Below are 17,860 nucleotides of genomic sequence, written 5' to 3' on the forward strand. Positions count from 1 at the left end.
TCGCCGCAACGTGTTATATCTTAACTCGCTGCTTTGTAATTGTCAAGAACTTTTTTATAATCTTTTTTGCTATCCTTGCAGCTATATAAGCGGTCTCCCGACCCTCAGGGAAAGCTGCTGTTTGCGACAGCGAAATTGATTATATGTCTTTACAGGCCCGATGTCAAACATTTTTTGAATAAATCGTTATTTAGTTTATTATAGATGATGTTTTAACCATTTCATCACTATTTTTATAAAATAACGTTCATTCACAAGCTAATAGTTTATCGGATCCAATCTTGAATGACTTAACCATAAATTACAAATTTTTTTGCGCCATAACAATTCACAATCTGACTCATGGCATGCTGAGTTAAATAGTTAGTATTTATAGAAATTATTCCTTAATTCTGTAACAACGCTTATTTACAAGGTGCTCATGTTCTGATATGCTGGAAAACGTGATGTGCTGTGGTATTCAGAGATCACATTGGAGGTTAGTTTGAAAATGCGAGGTAATTACTCGGTGCAGTTATAATGCTGACAGCAGGTTGTACCGAGGTTAATCAATTGATTTATTTATACGACTTTATATATAGAAAAAGTCCTTACATGCTGTCACATACTGCACCGATTGAATGATTGATCTTATTTACAGAGAAAAAGTAGCAAAGGCAGTTTTTACTTTTGACACATACTTACAAAAACATCATTGATTCGAAAAGGAGCAGATATGAATACAGAAATGAATACAGAATTGGCAATAAATGCAGATCGAATAAGCGGTTTAAGAAAAGAGTGGGAAGCTGAGGAAAAGATAGCTCATATCCACGGATGGGACTTCTCCCATATTCATGACAGATACGACGAGGAAGAGGATCTTCCATGGGATTACAAGACTGAGATCGACAAGTATCTTCTTCCTGACATGAAGCTTATGGACTTTGATACAGGTGGTGGTGAGTTTCTCTTATATTTGGGTCATCCTTATAAGAACACCGCTGCTACCGAAGGATTTCCACCAAATGTGGAGCTGTGCAAGAAAACTCTCCTGCCGCTTGGAATTGACTTTAAGCCTTGCGACAATGAGTCTGATATTCCTTTTGGCGATAACTCTTTTGACATAATGATCAACAGACACGGAAGCTTTGATCCTGTTGAGGCGCACAGGCTCCTTAAAACAGGCGGTCTCTTCATCACACAGCAGGTAGGCGCCAGAAACGACAGAGACCTTGTTGAGATGGTTCTCCCCGGAACACCGGAGCCGTTCCCGGAACTTGAATTATCTATTCAGAAGAAGAATTTTGAAGAAGCCGGATTTGAGATCATCCGCGCCGAAGAAGCCTTCAGACCGATCAGATTCTACGATGTAGGTGCTTTTGTCTGGTTTGCGCGCATCATCGAATGGGAGTTTCCGGACTTTTCTGTAGAGAAGTGTTTTGACAAGCTTCTAAAGATGCAAGCTATAATTGATAAAGAAGGTTTTGTCGAAGGAACAATTCACAGATATCTTATAGTTGCTAAGAAAAAGTAATTTTACCGACTTAAAAACCGGGTTAATTGAGCTATTTCAATTAACCCGGTTTTTTAGTTGTGCGCCTAGCGGCGTACTACAAAAAGAAGGTCTTCGCACAGAAGGCCTTCTTTTTGTGTGAGTGTGTGTTTGGATTCACACATTATAATTCAATTAAAGTCGTGCCCTGCTCAATAGCATCATTAACCTTTTGAAGTGCTTCTACAGCTTCTTCTTCCGTTTGGTAATAACACAAAGCATCCCAGCAGGATATCCTGAAATGTACAACAAAAATGAGCTGTTTTCACAGCCCATTTTTGTCGTGTTGTTTTGTGGATTTATTTTAAAATCGCGTGGAGGGGGGATAGAAGTACATCCATGTACTTCTGGACATCCTCTGATTACATCATGTAATCGGGGGGATGATTTTAGCGATTTTAAGCGAAGTTAATTGTAGCTATATGATCAGCCGCCGAAGGAAAATCCGAATCCATTACCATTAGATTCCGGCTGGGAACCTTGCTGATCATCAGAAGCTGATCCTGACTTTGATTCACCTTGGCCATTGTCCTGCTGCTCTTCCCCTGACTGACCTGGCATACCATATTCATAGCTCTGAGTATTGCCTCCATCAGTAGATGATGAACTTGAAAGTGTAGATGCATTGTCAAGAGTCACTTCTATATCTACGTACTGATACTGCCCGTCTACTCTTCTAAGGACTGTTACTGTAACTGTATCTCCTTCTGCATAGTAGGACATAAGGCTTGTAAGATCTGATGCGGATGTGATGTCATTGCCATCAAAAGATGTGATAAGGTCACCTGCCTGTATTCCGGCCTTCTGTGCAGCGCTTCCGTCACCTACTGCTGCTACGTATGCTCCGTCTATTCCTGTAGGTGTCATTACTGATACTCCCAAAGCTCCCTGCTGGCCTTCTGCTACAGTGATCTTGGTATCTTCATTCATAAGATCGTTGATAAGATCTATAACATCAGATATCGGGATTGCAAAGCCCATACCTTCTACAGTTGTAGCTCCGATCTTACTGGAGGTAACGCCTATTACTTCACCTGCTGCATTAAGAAGTGCTCCGCCAGAGTTACCTGGGTTTATTGCAGCATCTGTTTGAATGAAAGTATTGGTCTCTCCGTCTTCAGTCTCTATCTCTCTATCAAGAGCACTGATGACACCTGTCGTTACTGACTGTCCATATCCAAGTGCATTACCTATAGCTATAGCGCTCTCTCCTACTGTAAGTGAGTTGGAATCTCCAAGTGTAGCTATGCTTATAGCAGAAAGAGTGTCCTTGGACAGATCTTCAAGTTCTACTGCTATAACAGCGATATCTACAGAAGATTCTGTGCCCTTTAGATAAGCTGTAGCTGTGCTGCCATCTGCAAAAGATACTTCCATAGAGTTAGCGCCTGACACTACATGATTGTTGGTAACAATTATAAGTTCTGAATCACTCTGGGCTATTATGATACCTGATCCTGCGCCTTCCGATTCCTGCTGATAAGACTGACCGAAGAAATCTGTTGTTGTAGTTGTAGCCTTAACATTGATAGATACGATAGATGGCATAGCTGCTGCAACTACACTTGTAACATCTGTAGTAACTACCTGAGTATTACTTGTTGTCGTAACCTTGAGCTGTGAATCCGAATCATCACTTACTGTCTGAGTTGAAGCTATACTGATTGAAGAGCTTGCATCATCGCTAAGCGATAGTGATGTAAAGTTCTGTGCTCCGTATATTCCGGCACCTGTACATACTCCAAATACTGCCGCAAGTGCGATCGCACCTGCTACCTTACCGGCCTTTTTACTTTTTATTTTGTTTTTCTTTTTAGTTTTCTTATTCATAGTGTCATTATCACTACTGGTCTGCTCATTTGTGTTGCCGGTATTTAGATCATTAAACAATTCATTATCATTCATATCTCTACCTCTTTCTAAGCCCTATAGCTTTATTTAATGCGGTTTCGTTACTACTTATATTGATGTGGCTTGTCTGTCTTTCTTTTATGTTTTACAGTTTAGGATTCAATTGTGATGAATCTGTGTTCTATTTATGCTCAAATTGTGTTCTCTTTCTTATAAAAAAATAAAGCAGTTCTTATTTTGTTTATAATCCAAAATAAGAACCGCCTGGCAAATATACTCGCTATTATTACTATGCTATTTGTTATAACTCTAACTTCTAGGACTCCAAAGTGTAGAATCCTCGAATATTTTGCGGAGGATTACACACCGTCGGGCAGAGATACTTAATCTATTTGCTATTACCTGCGTACCCATCTCTGGAAGGTGTAGCAGTTGTCGAAGTAGTACTGTTCATCACTCTCTTCTGCAAGCTCCCATTCAGGATCTTTTTCAAGATTAGGGAAGTATGCATCTGCTGTAAACTCTCTATCCACCTTGGTTACAATGCAAGTATCTACATAAGGAAGAAGCTGGGTATACACACTTGTTCCACCGATTACATATACGTCATTAGTATCATATTCTGATGCTATCTTCAGAACTTCATCAACGCTTCTTGCCATTATTGCAGTTCCTGTTGACGTACTCTTAACTGTATAGTCAGGATTAGCTGAAAGAATGATGTTAACCCTCTGATCAAGCGGAAGACTGTTCGGGAATGTTGCAAGTGTCTTCCTTCCTAGGATCACAACCTTATTCTTAGTCTCATTACGGAACATCTTGTGGTCAGCCGGTATACTTATAAGAAGATTACCGCCATATCCTATTGCCCAGTTATTATCGACTGCTACTATTGCTTTCATATTTTATCCCCGTTTCTATAAATGTATTTTCTTGATATATCTTTACCAAAACTTATTCTTTACATATTTTTAATTCGTATTGTCACGATGCCTTACCAATCACGATACATTTCGATTGGTAACATCGAAGAATTCTTTGAATTTGGCTATATCCAGAGGTCTTGAGTAATAGTATCCCTGTATGGAATGGCAGCCAAGCTTTCTAAGCGCCTGTACCTGATTCTCCGATTCTATTCCCTCTGCTACAACAGATATACCTATTGTAGTGAACATACGCATGAGAGCGCTTACCATCTGGAAGCTCTTCTCATTGTCAGGGAATCCGTGAGTGAAGATTCCTCTGTCGATCTTAACCGTATCAAATTGAAGCCTCTGAATAGCTACAAGATTAGAATAAGAACTTCCGAAATCGTCCATGGATACTGTCGCTCCAAGATCATGGATCCTGTCGATGATCTCTGATATATCGCTTTCGTTATTGTATGCCATAGATTCTGTGATCTCAAATTCTATAAGTTCTATAGGCGGCTTTATCTCTCTTATAATCTGCTCATAACTTTCAAAATTGTCTGCATTAAGGATACTGTATCTTGAAAGGTTCACAGATATCTTAAAAGGTTCATTGCCTTCATCAACCCACTTTTTTATAAAAAGACAGGTCTCTCTGAACATAAACAGATCAACTCTTGCGATCATTCTGTTTCTTTCAAATACAGGTATGAAATATACCGGCCCTAGTACAGATCCGTCATTTCTTCTCCATCTTACAAGAGCTTCTGCACCTGAGACTTTGCCGGTATGAGGATCAACCTTGGGCTGGAGGAAGAGTTCCATTTCTTTATTCAAAAGAGCTTTCTCAAGCCTGTTTTCCATAGTCTTTTCTACGCGAAGCTTGTCTTTGCACATCTCAGTATATAACCAGCAGTCTGATGCAAGGTCATAAGCTGCTGCCGAATTCCTGTACGCGATTCTGGCAAGATCCAGTACCGCTTTAAAATTGTCATCTCCGGCACTTATAGGACATGCTGAGAATTCCACTCTTACAGATAGTGACTTATAATTGTCCCTAAGAAGCTTTTCAAGCCCTTCACGTAGCATAGAGCACTTTCTTCTTACATTCTGAGCTTTATCATCACTTTTTATAAGCATTGCAAAGCTGGACTGACCCATAGCTCCTTGCGATTCTCCATCTTCAAGGGATAGCTGGTTTTTTTCATAGAGCTCTTTTAAAAGCCTGTTACCATTCTCCCAGCCTATGATCTCGTTTACAGCTTTAAATCCCACAAGATTCATATACAAAAGCCAGTATTCATCTCTTTGCTCTGAGGATATCTCAGAGAACTTCTCATTAAGATATGCAAGTGAATTGCCACCTGTTACTGTGTCTACGTAGGCAAGCTCTTTGAGCCTTCTAAGATTCATCTCACCTCTTATATCATGGAAAGATTTAAGAAGGACCGTAAGCGTAAGCGTTATCAGAAATACACTGTATCCTATTCTGAATGAGTTAGAATTATCAACTCCCTTGTCCAAATAGTACCTTAAAAAGCTCCTGGCCGTTACTCCCACCAGAAAAGTCGTCCCAAGAACAGATGCAAACAAGTACCTGCTCTCTGTTATGAAGAACTCTCTGACTTCGAGTGCCATAATCACGACAGTTATAAAAAACAGATATGACATCAGTGCAAAAAATCCTATAGCAATATGTACGATATCTGCAACATACAATATGACAACAACGGCCATAAATGCCATATATGTCAGTAGCATATACTGTATCAGATTTTTGCCATTATTAAGGTACTCCAAGAAGAACAGAAGCTGGAACACCGGAAGTATCATAAGCAGGTAAAAAGATGACAGGTACCTGATCGAAACAGATCCACTTATGAACTGAGGCAGATTAGAGTCTATCAAAAACCAGATTCCGGACAAAAGTGATATAACTGCCATATAAGCAGCCGGTTTTTTCATAGATTCAATTTGATATTTGAATAAGAAAATAGTAAAGATCACCAGAACAAATCCAATTATGATGAACATGAATCCATTCAGAAAAGCGCTCATATTCTTAATAAATATCGCATTGTTGAGGTCATTGCGCTGCCCGAATATGGCATTAGAATAATAAAAGCGCTTATTTTTATGAGTGGTATTTTTAAGTTCCAGCGTCAGATCTTTGCCATGAGCGAACATTGGAATACCTATGATGAACCAGGAATTCCCAACTTCCATGCCGATGGTATCTGTAGTACCCTTGGCAAAATCTCCCAAAAAAGTACCATTGGCATATACAGCCACATAAATCCCGGGATCATAGATAGCTATCGCCTCATCAGGAGCGATCGTATAAGGTAACCTGTGATATAAACGGACAGTCTCACCGGGAGCTATATTAATATAATCATCACTTATAAGCTCACCATCCGGCTCGTTCTGCCATCTCTCTGAGAAAAAATCCGAGTACTTATAATGTAACCTAAAATCATCCACCGGATTTGCAGATGCATAAATAAATATTCCCGCGGTCAACACAATCAGGATCGTTGCTACGATCCTGCATATTAGATACTTTTTTTTCAGCAATTTTTTCATTTACAATATTTAAGACCAGGTAGCCCTATGGTACTAGATTGCTATCGGTATATCTTTGAACTGGTCTCCTGCTACCTCATAGTTTTCTACACTAACGTCATTTCTTGTAAAATCATAAAAATCCTTGATTTCAGGATTCAAATGGAAGGTTGGTGCCGGAAGAGGCGTCCTTCCAATAAGTTCTTTAATATAAGGAATATGCCTGTCATAAATATGGCAATCTGCGATAACATGAAGGAGCTTACCAACCTTCATGTCACAAACCTGTGCCAGCATGTGCACGAGTGAAGAATACTGGACAATATTCCAGTTATTGGCTGCAAGCATATCCTGAGAACGCTGGTTAAGTACAGCATTAAGTACAAGTTTTCCGTCATTCTCATCCTGAGTCACATTGTAGGTCATGCTATATGCGCAAGGTTCAAGGTTCATCTGAGAAAGTTCTGATACATTCCAGGTTGTAGTCATGATACGACGTGAGAATGGATTTATCTTAAGGTCGTATATGACCTTATTCATCTGATCCATTACAGCAGTTCCTGACTCTCTGTCAAAAACAATATCAGGCTCAGATAGTCTTTCGTAAGCATCTGTTCCCGGAACAAGACGTTCTTCCATAGATGGAATACCAGGGCCCGGGACATACTTGTACATAACTTTGCTGCCTTCAACTTCTTTATTCCATGTAGGGAAAGCTCTGTCTATTCCCTCTTCTGTTACTCCTTTATAAGAATACTTCGCAGCTATCTGCCATCCGTAGGCTTTGCCGATAGATCCGTCTTCATCAGCCCACTCATCCCAGATAGAGCCTTTGAGATTTTTAATATTGGAAGATTTCTTCTGATATATCCAGAGCACTTCATCTGTTGCAGTCTTGATACCTGTCTTTCTAAGAGTCATAAGCGGGAACTCCTTAGAAAGATCGTATGTATGTGCCTGACCGAAGATCTTGACAGTATATGCGCTCTCACCGTCCGGCCAATGAGGACGAACAGCCTGACCTTTGGTTGTAGTACCGTTTGTCAGGATATCATTGCACATCTGTATAAAAATTTCGTCTGCTTTGGACATAAAGAATCCCCCATCAAATTAATTACTTCAATCATTATAATCTATCTGTACGCATAAATATATGTATAAAGATAACAAATCTTATCAATTTTGACTTTTTCCGGTAATAATTTTAATCCCCAAGGCCATAAAGATCACTTTATAAAACTCTCCGCATGGACGCTGTAACATCCATGTGGAGAGTCTTCATGGCCATCATAAATAACCTTATGCCGCGAGCAAAGTAAGTGACTATCTGTCATACTTATCGCACAGGGCATTGATCTGATCAGCGAACTTAGCCTTATCCTTATTGCTGATGCCGCTAACTTTGCCTATAACAGCAATAAGCCTTGCTCCTGCAGCTTTAAGCCTTGCATATACATCAGATATAGCTTCAGCCTTCTTAGCAGCAGGCACAGGTACGCCTTCCTTGTCGAATTGTCCTGACACAAGATCAAAGACAGTACCGCTATAAGGCGCATATGTATCATAGCCGTATTCATTTTTCAGATACTGAGCAAATGCAACTGTAACGGTATCTTCTCCGTGTACGATAAAGACCTTCCTTGGTCTTTTCTTGGTAAAGCCATTAAGCCAGGCTGCAAGTCCGTCTCTGTCTGCATGACCGGAAAGTCCTTCTATCTTGGTAATCTCAGCCCTGACATCAATCTCTTCACTAAAGAGTCTGACTCTCTCGGCTCCGTCTATGATAGCTCGTCCAAGAGTTCCTGCCGACTGATAACCCACAAACAATATGGTACTCTCAGGTCTCCATAGGTTGTGCTTGAGATGGTGCTTGATACGTCCTGCATCACACATGCCTGAAGCTGCAAGGATTACCTTGGGTTTATCATCAAAGTTGATGGCAACAGACTCTTCCTGGGTTATAGACAGCTTAAGACCGCGGAATGATATGGGATTTATACCTCTTTTGACAAAGGACATAGCTTCCTCATCGTAGCAGGTATATTCATGATCAGCAAAAAGACCTGTAGCACTGACTGCCATAGGGCTGTCAACGAATACGTCAAAGTCTTCTACAGCTGTGACAAGGTGCTCTTCTTTGATCTGTCTTAAGAAGTATAGCATCTCCTGGGTTCTGCCTATGGCAAAAGACGGAATCACAACATTGCCGCCTCTTTCAAAAGTTCTGTTAAGAACATCAGTAAGATCCTTGATATAATCAGGCCTTTCGGTAGAATGGAGCCTATCTCCATAGGTTGACTCCATGACAACATAGTCGGCTTCTTCAGTATACTTGGGGTCTTTGATAAGAGGCTGACGGGTATTACCAATATCTCCTGAGAATACTATCTTGCGCTTCTGGCCTTTTTCTTCGAGCCAGACCTCTATACTGGCACTTCCAAGAAGATGACCTATATCGGTAAATCTGATCTTTATACCATCACATACATCTATGATCTCATCATATTCACACGGAATAAACTGACGTATAGCGCCTTCTGCATCCTCCATAATATAAAGAGGCTCTGCTCCTTCTAACTTACTGTTACGTTTTGCTTTTCTTCTGCGCCATTCAGATTCCTGCATCTGAATATGGGCACAGTCTCTTAGCATGATATCGCACAGATCAGCTGTAGCCGTTGTTGCATAGATCTTGCCCCTAAAACCTCCGGCATACAGTAGCGGTATAAGTCCGCTGTGATCTACATGCGCATGTGTCAAGAACACATAGTCGATAAGAGCCGGAGCAACCGGAAGAGGTACATTTTCAAATATGTTGCGTCCCTGCTCCATACCGTAGTCTACCAGGATCGTCTTGCCACAAGCCTGCAGGCAATGACAGCTTCCTGTAACTTCATGATCAGCACCTACAAATGTCAGTTTCATAAGCAATGCCTCCACTATGATGACGTTTTAAAAAGCCCTCAATACTAATCAGCGTGCAACACTTCTAATATTAATAATATATGTATTTATCGTCATATGCAAAGCATATCTTGTGTTAAGCTTAGGTTAAGAAGAAAATAAGAAGAAAAAGTTTTTGTGATAAAATAAAAAAATCCGTTGACAACAATTGTTAATTGAGTTATCATCTTACTTGTCGCTGAGGTGATCGGCGACAGAGTAAATGCGATAGTGGCGTAGTTGGTAACGCGCGACCTTGCCAAGGTCGAGACCGCGGGTTCGAGCCCCGTCTATCGCTCTTCAAATAAAAGCTTATCTTTTGTTTGTTCAACTTAATAAACGCGATAGTGGCGTAGTTGGTAACGCGCGACCTTGCCAAGGTCGAGACCGCGGGTTCGAGCCCCGTCTATCGCTCTTCAAAAAGGACATCCGATTGGATGTCCTTTTTCGTAGTGCTCTTTATATTAGCTTACAATCCTGGTACTACAGTATCCTCTATGATTTTCTTGTCACTTTAATGTCACTTCAAGAACAACAGGATTGTGGTCAGAACATACAAATCCAAGATCCTGGGTCTTGCAGGAATCTATCGCAATGTTTCCTGATACTATAAATCCGTCAATAATATAGTACTGGAAGCTGTCCTTATCGGCTCCAAGATATACCTTATCAAGAGACCTACATGTAGGGACGCTACTGTCTGTAATAAACGTAAAATCATCCCCAAACTCTGCCACATCTATACTTCCGGGCTGCCATAAGCCATCATATACAGGATATGCACTAGTATCAGTATTGGAGAATACCTGATTGAAGTCACCACCGGCAATCACATAATTACCTGCATCAACTTCTGCCTGAAGGACCTGTCTTAACATATTGGTCTGTGCTATCTTGCCTTCTCCGCTGTCATAAGCTTCAAGATGCAGATTCACAAGTACCAGCTCCTTATCAGTTCCCGCTACAGGTATTCTTGATACATTAAGGCATTTTTTGAAATTACAGGTACTAACCGGCCACTTAAATGGCACAGGAAGTGATAATCTTGTAGATGATGATACTTCGTATGCAGATAATGTCTGTATTCCAACCTTTACTCTTCCAATAGGCGGAATAGGATATGGAATAAATATTGCATCCATATTAAGAGCATATGAACTTACCTTATCATTATTACTTTCCTGAAAAAAAGATACCTCATCAATCTTATAAGATCTGTCAGCTACCTTATCTACTTCCTGCAAGAATACTATGTCAGGATCTATACTTTCTATCTCTACAGCCATCTGTTCAAGATTCTCTTGTACTCTGTCCTTGTCGGCAGTATATACCATAGTGCCGCCATCCATGAAGAAATCAGAATCATCTGAAAGTGCTCCATATCCGGTATTCCAAGTCAGAACAGTAAATGAATCTCCTGCAGATAAAGTCTTATCTGCAGTTCCTGTAAGTTCAATATCTTCCTTATCTTCCGGTCTATATTCAAAAACAGTCAAAACACCTATTCCGGCTGCTACTACAATGATAAATATCAAAACTATACAAAGCAGGGCTTTTATAATCTTTTTTGCAAAACTTTTATTCTTGTTATCTACAGTCACCAATAGTCCTCCTTATCTACACAGTAAATGAGCCGGACAAATATTTCCGGCTTTTTTACATTTTATCATATACTCAACAATCAAACATAAGTACTATCATCAAAATCCAGAATCTGCAAAAATGACACTATAAATACATCCTTGCTTCCTTCATTCTCCATAAAATAGTCTTCTATACCTACTCTGTGAATCTCTCCATTCTCATCGAACTGCTTCGCTATGCGAAGGACTTTCTTCTTGCCGGCAGCATATGCATCAAGAAGACTCTTTCTATTAAAGGCATTCTCCACTTCTTCTCGAGATTCCGGAACTGTCTTATCAACGATCTGCTTAAGGCAATCATCATACGTTCCGGTTTCAGGTATTTCTGTACCAAGGAAATTGTCACGTCTCATCAGCGTATATGAATTCTTGCTGATATTAGCAAACTTCACAAGCTGGAATTTCTTGTACACAGACTCGATCATAACTCTGACCTGCTCGAATACTGCAGACTGGCTATCGAAAGGATCAATTGCTTCAATCTCAACAGGTGCTTCTTCGCGGCACATCCATAAGAATTCACTCTTTGGAACCGGCTTTGAAAAAAGAAATCCCTGTATATAATCGCAGTCGCAGGTATTTATATACTGCAGCTGTTCCTGAGTCTCTACGCCTTCAACCACTGTAAGAAGCTTAAGTCTGTGGGCAAAATAAAATACTGACTCCAAGGTGATCCTGCCTTTTTCTGTAAGACAGTTATCATTCAGGAATGATCTGTCGATCTTAAGTACTCTTGCAGGAACATCTTTGACAAAAGAAAGGGAAGACATACCTGAACCAAAGTCATCAATAGAAACCATATATCCTGCTGCTTCTATTTTGCAAACCCATTCTATAACTTCTTTCTTGTCAGCTACAACGTCTGATTCTGTGATCTCTACGCCAAAAAAGTTCTTGTCTATGCCATAGGACTGGACAAGTTTATCTAATTTATCTACGAACTGATCATCCTTGGCATGTTCTCTACCAAAATTGACACTTATTCGTATAGCTTTATCGCTAAGTTCTTTTATAGTCTTACAGGCATCCTCTGCGACAAACCAGTCTACAAGTGAAAGCTGTCCTGCTTCTTCAAGGACAGGTATAAACTCTCCCGGAAGAACCACTGTTCCGTCTTTTTTGATCCATCTTACAAGTGCTTCAGCTCCGCCTATAACACCTTTCTTAGCATTGTACTGCGGCTGGTAATAAGCCTGCAGCTCACCTGTTTCCATAGCATCTACAATATCATTTAGCAGATATTTCTTTTTCATCATCAACCTCTAAAAATCACAACTATAATTTGTTGACGCAATTTTTAATTATAATATGATGATTATGATATGTCAATATTATTTTATCACTTTTACGTTTATCATGATGTTTACGGTTTACATACAATATAATTAAGACATAAAACAAAGCCCATCAGATATATTTTTATATAGTTCGAGGGAGCAGATCCTGCATGATCTGCTCCCTCAATGTTAAATGCATTGCTATATGTCTTTGATCAAGAATAGATCTTATGTATAGTCTCAACCTTGATCATGTTAGTATGGCCTGATGTTCCTCCGATCTTACCACCTGTAAGGACTACATTATCTCCCATCTTAAGGTCAAGAATCTTGGTAGCCTGCTGCATAGCGTGGAAGAATAAAACATCAAGTGATTCAAACTCGTCGCAAAGCAGAGGATATACTCCCCATGAAAGTGCAAGCTTTCTAAATGCCTTAACAGATGTTGTCATGCCGATGATCTCGACAGGGCATCTGAAACGGCTGACCATGCGGGCTGTAAGGCCGCTGATAGAGCTTACTACGATACACTTGGCATCAACGTCTATAGCCATAGAACATGTAGAATGGCTTATAGCATCAAGGTTATTTCTGATGCTGAAGTCCATGTTCTTGAATCTCTTGGTATAGTTGATGTGCTGTTCTGTATATTCTGCAACTTCTGACATTGTCCTAACAGCTTCTACAGGGTACTTACCTGCAGCTGACTCGCCTGAGAGCATGATAGCCGAAGCGCCGTCATATACCGCGTTAGCTACGTCAGATATCTCTGCTCTTGTAGGACGTACATTAGTTATCATAGACTCAAGCATCTCTGTTGCGATGATAACTCTCTTACCAAGGAGTCTGCACTTCTGAACGATCTCTTTCTGAACAGAAGGAACTTCCATGAATGGAATCTCAACACCAAGGTCACCACGAGCAACCATGATGCCATCTACTACTTCAGAGATTTCTTCTATATTCTCAACACCTGATCTGTTCTCGATCTTAGCGATGATGTCGATATCTCTTCCGCCGTTCTTATCAAGGAAGTCACGAAGGTCCTGAGCATCCTGACGTGTTGATACAAATGATGCTGCTACATAGTCAATATCATGCTCTATACCAAAGAGAAGATCTGCCTTGTCCTGATCTGAGAGATAAGCCTGCTTGAGGACCTTACCAGGGAAGTTCATGCTCTTCTTATCTGATAATGTTCCACCTGCGATAACCTTGGTAATTACGTCGTTGCCTTTAACTTTTGTAACTTCGCAGATAACAAGACCATTATTAACAAGTATAGTATCGCCCTTCTTAAGATCCTGTGCAAAGCCCTTATAGCTTACAGATACCTTCTGATTATCACCTACTATGTCATCTACAGTAAAAGTAAACTCCTGGCCTTCTTCAAGTGTAGCCTTATGATCCTTGAAGACACCGATTCTATATTCAGGTCCCTTAGTATCAAGCATGATAGCGATAGGAAGTCCCATCTTATCACGAACCTTATTGATAACCTTGATCTTGCCAAGCTGCTCCTCATGATCACCATGGCTGAAGTTAAGTCTTGCAACGTTCATTCCGGCTTCACACATCTGTGTGAGAACTTCTTCTGATGAACTTGCAGGACCGATTGTGCATATGATTTTTGTTTTACGCATTAGCATTACTCCTTTTATTGCTTTTATATAAAATACTTCAAAAATTAAAACCTAATTAAAACTTCATTATTTGCTTATTTAATAGAGCTTCTTTAATACAGCTTTCTTAATAAACCTTTCTTAATAGTGCTTTCTTAATAGTGCTTTTTTAAGACTTATTTTTTCAAAAAATTATAAAGCACTCTTCTGAGCCGCTTCAACAACGTGACTTACAAGTACTGCCGTTGTAACTGAGCCAACGCCTCCGGGAACAGGGGTTATTCCTGATACCACACCTTCGGCTTCATCAAGTTTTACATCACCTACAAGCTTTTGCTTTTCTTCGCTATAATTGATGCCAACATCAATAACTGTCTGTCCTTCTTTGAAATACTCTCTTCCAAGCATTTCAGCTTTGCCAAGTGCCGCTACAACTATATCGGCATTTTGTGTTACCTCTTCCATATTTTCTGTTCTGGAATGACATATAGTAACTGTTGCATTGGCGTTCATAAGGAGCATTGATACAGGCTTGCCTATAACAAGACTTCTTCCTACTACTGTAGCTTTTTTTCCTTTAGGATCTATACCATAGAACTTAAGAATCTCCATAACTGCCTGAGAGGTGCATGGAGCATATCCATCGCCCTGGCCGCTGTATATATAAGCCATAGAACCTTGTGTGATCCCGTCAACATCTTTAGAAGGAAGGATCGCATTGCAGGCAGCCTTCTCATCAAGAGTCTTGGGAAGCGGACGGAACATTAATATACCATGAACATTGTCATCTTCATTGAGCTCTTTGATAGCTGTCATAAGTTCTTCCTGACTGCAGGTATCAGGTAGTATTTTATTAACTACTGCTACGCCGTTTTTCTCACATCTTTTGGTAGCACCGCGCTCATAAGACAGATCATCCTGCCTTTCACCAACTCTAAGGATTGCAAGAGTAGGTGTTATACCCTTGTCTCTAAGCATAGTAACCTTAATTTTGGTAGTTTCATCAAGTAAGTCTCCTACCGGCTTACCCTTTAATAGTTCTGCCATTAAACTCCTCCCTATATAGCTTTATTGTCTGAGTCTTCGATCCACATTCTCAAATACTATAGCAGCTCTTTGAGAATACTCTTTTAATATAGCATCAGCTTCGGATTCAAACTCTAAGGCTTTATCCTTGTCTGTTAAAGATCTTGTATTGATAAAAACGTTAAGACTTGCGCTTTTAAGCGCTGCTTCTGCAAGAGTAGCTCCGCATCCGACATCAGATATCATAATGACAGAACCTATCTTCTCCATACGCTCCAAAAGCTCTATAACCCTTTTGATCATGCGCATCATCTCCATTGGCGGAACCAGTGCATCAAGGGTAGCCTTTTGAAGCTTATCATTTCTATCAGGATCATCCTTCGGAATACTATAGGCTTTAGAAAGAGGTTCAAAAATCTTGGCATCCTCTTCTACAAGGTCTAAAAGAGCAGCTCTTATATCATCTGCTTCTTTTAATATAGCCTTAAGTTCATCTTCATACTGGGCATATTTCTTCTTGCCCACTGTAAAATTACCAGCCATAGAACAAAGCGCCATAGAAAGAGCACCTACCAGCGCTGCAGCTCCGCCTCCTCCGGGAACCGATACCTTATCAGACAGCTGCCTTGCAAATTCGTTGCAGCTGTAATCTGTAATCCTGCTATCCATATACAAGTCCTCCCCAATATATTCATAGACCAAATACTATACCCAGGCTTCTTTGGGTCTAATCTATATGATCATAATGAAACGTTTTAACTTGCCTGAATAATAATAGCATAAAATACAATGATTGAGATAATATATCTCAATTTAAATATGATAAACTACAAGTGACAGGTAAATTAAGACTTTACCTGTCATTTGCTAACGAAGATCCTAAACTTAAGATAATAAACACAAAGTAAATAAATCTATGGGGGAATATAAATGGATAAACTTCTTTTGATTCTGAATATAATAGGGACAGTCGCCTTCGCCGTATCCGGTGCTATGACTGCCATAAGGAAGGAAATGGACCTTTTGGGAGTAACTATTGTAGGCGCAGTAACAGCTGTAGGAGGAGGTATCATGCGTGATATCATCATTGGCAAAATCCCGCCCGACGCTTTTACTGATCCTTCTTATGTTCTGATTGCTTTTATTACAGCTGTTGTTGTATTTGCATATGTGTATTTCAGAGCATCCGGATTTGAAAAGATATCAGGGGCAGCTTTTCAGAAGATAGTTCTTCTTGCTGATACTGTAGGTCTTGCTGCATTCTCTGTACTGGGCGTAGAAGTTGCTTTTAAGGCAGGTGATGGGCCAAAGCTCTTTTTGACAGTATTCCTTGGTACTATAACCGGTGTAGGTGGCGGCGTCATCAGAGATCTTCTTGTTGGCGATAAGCCATATATCTTATGTAAACATATATATGCCTGTGCTTCTATTGCAGGTGCACTTATCTGCGCACTGTTATGGGATTTCTCAGGACAGGAAGCCGCAACGCTCATAGGTACTGCGACTGTTATAATCATAAGGCTTCTTGCAATCCACTATCAGTGGAATCTACCACGTATCAAGCACCGTGACATTTCTTGAACTTTCTGCCACTACCACAGGGGCAGGTGTCATTGCCCCTTATTTTAAGCCATTTGGATCGTTCATCTCTAAGATCATCTGCTTCATCAGGATATTCTGCTATAAGATTCTTGTAATATGTATCTATAAGGCTTTCCTGAAGTGTTGATATACTGCTATATGTCCTTATGCCTTCTGCATCCGCAATCTTTTGAGATATCCTTAAGATATCTTCCATAAGCTTTTTTTCATAACTTCCGGGTCTGTCTTTGATAAGCTGTATCTCTTTTTCCACAACTTTATATAGATACTGATACTCATCTTCCAGTATTTTTAGGCTATCCGGATTTCTAAATATATATCTTCCAAGAAAAAAGCGCTTGATAAATGCGTCTCTTTTTAGATTCAAAAGCTCATCTTCAAGAACATCCTCAGGCAGATCCAGATAAAATTCTTCTACTATATCAGGGAGTAACTTTTTGATAAAAGCATCCCCTCTGTCATCCTCAGAAAAAGCATAGGATTCATTGGATGCCCATCCGCTGTCAAGGACATTCCTCATAGCATCTGTTCTAAGATAATAATCTTCTTCAAGGAAAGACAAAAGTCTTTTAAAATCTTCCCTGAACCATGGGAGATTCTGATAAAAGCTTAGTGATCTTATAGTCTCTATCACCATGTTTTCATTATCTTCATCCATGTATATTTCATTGAGATCTTTGCATACGTTCTCTATATCAGATATACAATCACTTTTTTTCTCATCATTTATATCCTTATATATCTTTCGTATATCTTCCTGCAGCTTTTTGATCCCGCTTTCATCTTCTTTGCCAAAATGCCTTCTTATCTCGCTTGCAAAGCTCATACTATTCCTCCGTGGCCGGCGCCCTTGGGCTGTTTCTTGGTTGCAAAACAATCTTTTCAA

Annotated in this window: 13 protein-coding genes and 2 tRNA genes; 4 read left to right on the forward strand and 11 right to left on the reverse strand. The window is 40.0% G+C overall.

What is annotated here, in order from left to right; genetic code table 11:
• The first annotated feature begins 715 nt into the window (after window positions 1-715).
• Window positions 716-1,516 carry a class I SAM-dependent methyltransferase gene (locus BMX21_RS09910; RefSeq protein WP_330390195.1) on the forward strand — a complete coding sequence of 267 codons (801 nt, stop codon included), beginning with the start codon at window positions 716-718 and terminating at the stop codon, window positions 1,514-1,516.
• A 444-nt stretch (window positions 1,517-1,960) separates the two neighbouring features.
• On the opposite strand, the gene BMX21_RS09915 is transcribed toward BMX21_RS09910, so the two are convergent.
• The 5 genes from BMX21_RS09915 to BMX21_RS09935 form a co-directional block, all read right to left on the reverse strand.
• Complete coding sequence (locus tag BMX21_RS09915; protein ID WP_092043871.1) at window positions 1,961-3,439, reverse strand: S1C family serine protease; 1,479 nt, start codon at window positions 3,437-3,439, stop codon at window positions 1,961-1,963.
• Between the two features lie 344 nt (window positions 3,440-3,783).
• Window positions 3,784-4,287, reverse strand: a complete 504-nt coding sequence (locus BMX21_RS09920; protein ID WP_092043874.1) for a dihydrofolate reductase — start codon at window positions 4,285-4,287, stop codon at window positions 3,784-3,786.
• 99 nt (window positions 4,288-4,386) lie between these two features.
• Entirely contained in the window at window positions 4,387-6,882 is a 2,496-nt protein-coding gene (locus BMX21_RS09925; RefSeq protein ID WP_092043877.1) for an EAL domain-containing protein, read from the reverse strand.
• Window positions 6,883-6,915: 33 nt separating this feature from the next.
• A complete protein-coding gene (gene thyA / locus BMX21_RS09930) occupies window positions 6,916-7,953 on the reverse strand; it encodes a thymidylate synthase (protein ID WP_022756030.1) in 1,038 nt (345 codons plus the stop codon).
• A gap of 231 nt (window positions 7,954-8,184) precedes the next feature.
• Window positions 8,185-9,786 carry an MBL fold metallo-hydrolase RNA specificity domain-containing protein gene (locus tag BMX21_RS09935; RefSeq protein WP_092043880.1) on the reverse strand — a complete coding sequence of 534 codons (1,602 nt, stop codon included), beginning with the start codon at window positions 9,784-9,786 and terminating at the stop codon, window positions 8,185-8,187.
• Between the two features lie 243 nt (window positions 9,787-10,029).
• Here BMX21_RS09935 and BMX21_RS09940 point away from each other — a divergent pair.
• Together BMX21_RS09940 and BMX21_RS09945 are read left to right on the forward strand one after the other, a co-directional pair.
• Window positions 10,030-10,102: transfer RNA gene (locus tag BMX21_RS09940), tRNA-Gly, on the forward strand.
• Between the two features lie 43 nt (window positions 10,103-10,145).
• A tRNA-Gly gene (locus BMX21_RS09945) sits at window positions 10,146-10,218 on the forward strand.
• Between the two features lie 95 nt (window positions 10,219-10,313).
• Here the strand turns inward: BMX21_RS09945 and BMX21_RS09950 are convergent.
• From BMX21_RS09950 to BMX21_RS09970, 5 genes are all read right to left on the reverse strand, one after another.
• Entirely contained in the window at window positions 10,314-11,405 is a 1,092-nt protein-coding gene (locus tag BMX21_RS09950) for an endonuclease/exonuclease/phosphatase family protein (RefSeq protein WP_092043883.1), read from the reverse strand.
• Between the two features lie 80 nt (window positions 11,406-11,485).
• Window positions 11,486-12,700, reverse strand: coding sequence for an EAL domain-containing protein (locus BMX21_RS09955; protein ID WP_177173996.1), 1,215 nt, complete (start codon window positions 12,698-12,700; stop codon window positions 11,486-11,488).
• A gap of 239 nt (window positions 12,701-12,939) precedes the next feature.
• A complete protein-coding gene (gene pyk / locus BMX21_RS09960) occupies window positions 12,940-14,367 on the reverse strand; it encodes a pyruvate kinase (RefSeq protein ID WP_022755479.1) in 1,428 nt (475 codons plus the stop codon).
• A 171-nt stretch (window positions 14,368-14,538) separates the two neighbouring features.
• Window positions 14,539-15,393 (reverse strand): bifunctional 5,10-methylenetetrahydrofolate dehydrogenase/5,10-methenyltetrahydrofolate cyclohydrolase, encoded by an 855-nt coding sequence (locus BMX21_RS09965; RefSeq protein ID WP_092043888.1) that lies wholly within the window; start codon window positions 15,391-15,393, stop codon window positions 14,539-14,541.
• A 21-nt stretch (window positions 15,394-15,414) separates the two neighbouring features.
• Complete coding sequence (locus tag BMX21_RS09970; RefSeq protein ID WP_092043891.1) at window positions 15,415-16,041, reverse strand: cyclodeaminase/cyclohydrolase family protein; 627 nt, start codon at window positions 16,039-16,041, stop codon at window positions 15,415-15,417.
• Window positions 16,042-16,302: 261 nt separating this feature from the next.
• Between BMX21_RS09970 and BMX21_RS09975 the strand changes: the two genes are divergently transcribed.
• A complete protein-coding gene (locus BMX21_RS09975) occupies window positions 16,303-16,953 on the forward strand; it encodes a trimeric intracellular cation channel family protein (protein ID WP_092043893.1) in 651 nt (216 codons plus the stop codon).
• On the opposite strand, the gene BMX21_RS09980 is transcribed toward BMX21_RS09975, so the two are convergent.
• A complete protein-coding gene (locus BMX21_RS09980) occupies window positions 16,931-17,800 on the reverse strand; it encodes an SEC-C metal-binding domain-containing protein (protein ID WP_092043896.1) in 870 nt (289 codons plus the stop codon). The two genes, BMX21_RS09975 and BMX21_RS09980, sit on opposite strands and share 23 nt — an antisense overlap.
• Between the last annotated feature and the right edge of the window lie 60 nt (window positions 17,801-17,860).

The sequence above is a fragment of the Butyrivibrio sp. TB genome, assembly GCF_900110805.1.
GTDB lineage: Bacteria > Bacillota > Clostridia > Lachnospirales > Lachnospiraceae > Butyrivibrio > Butyrivibrio fibrisolvens_C.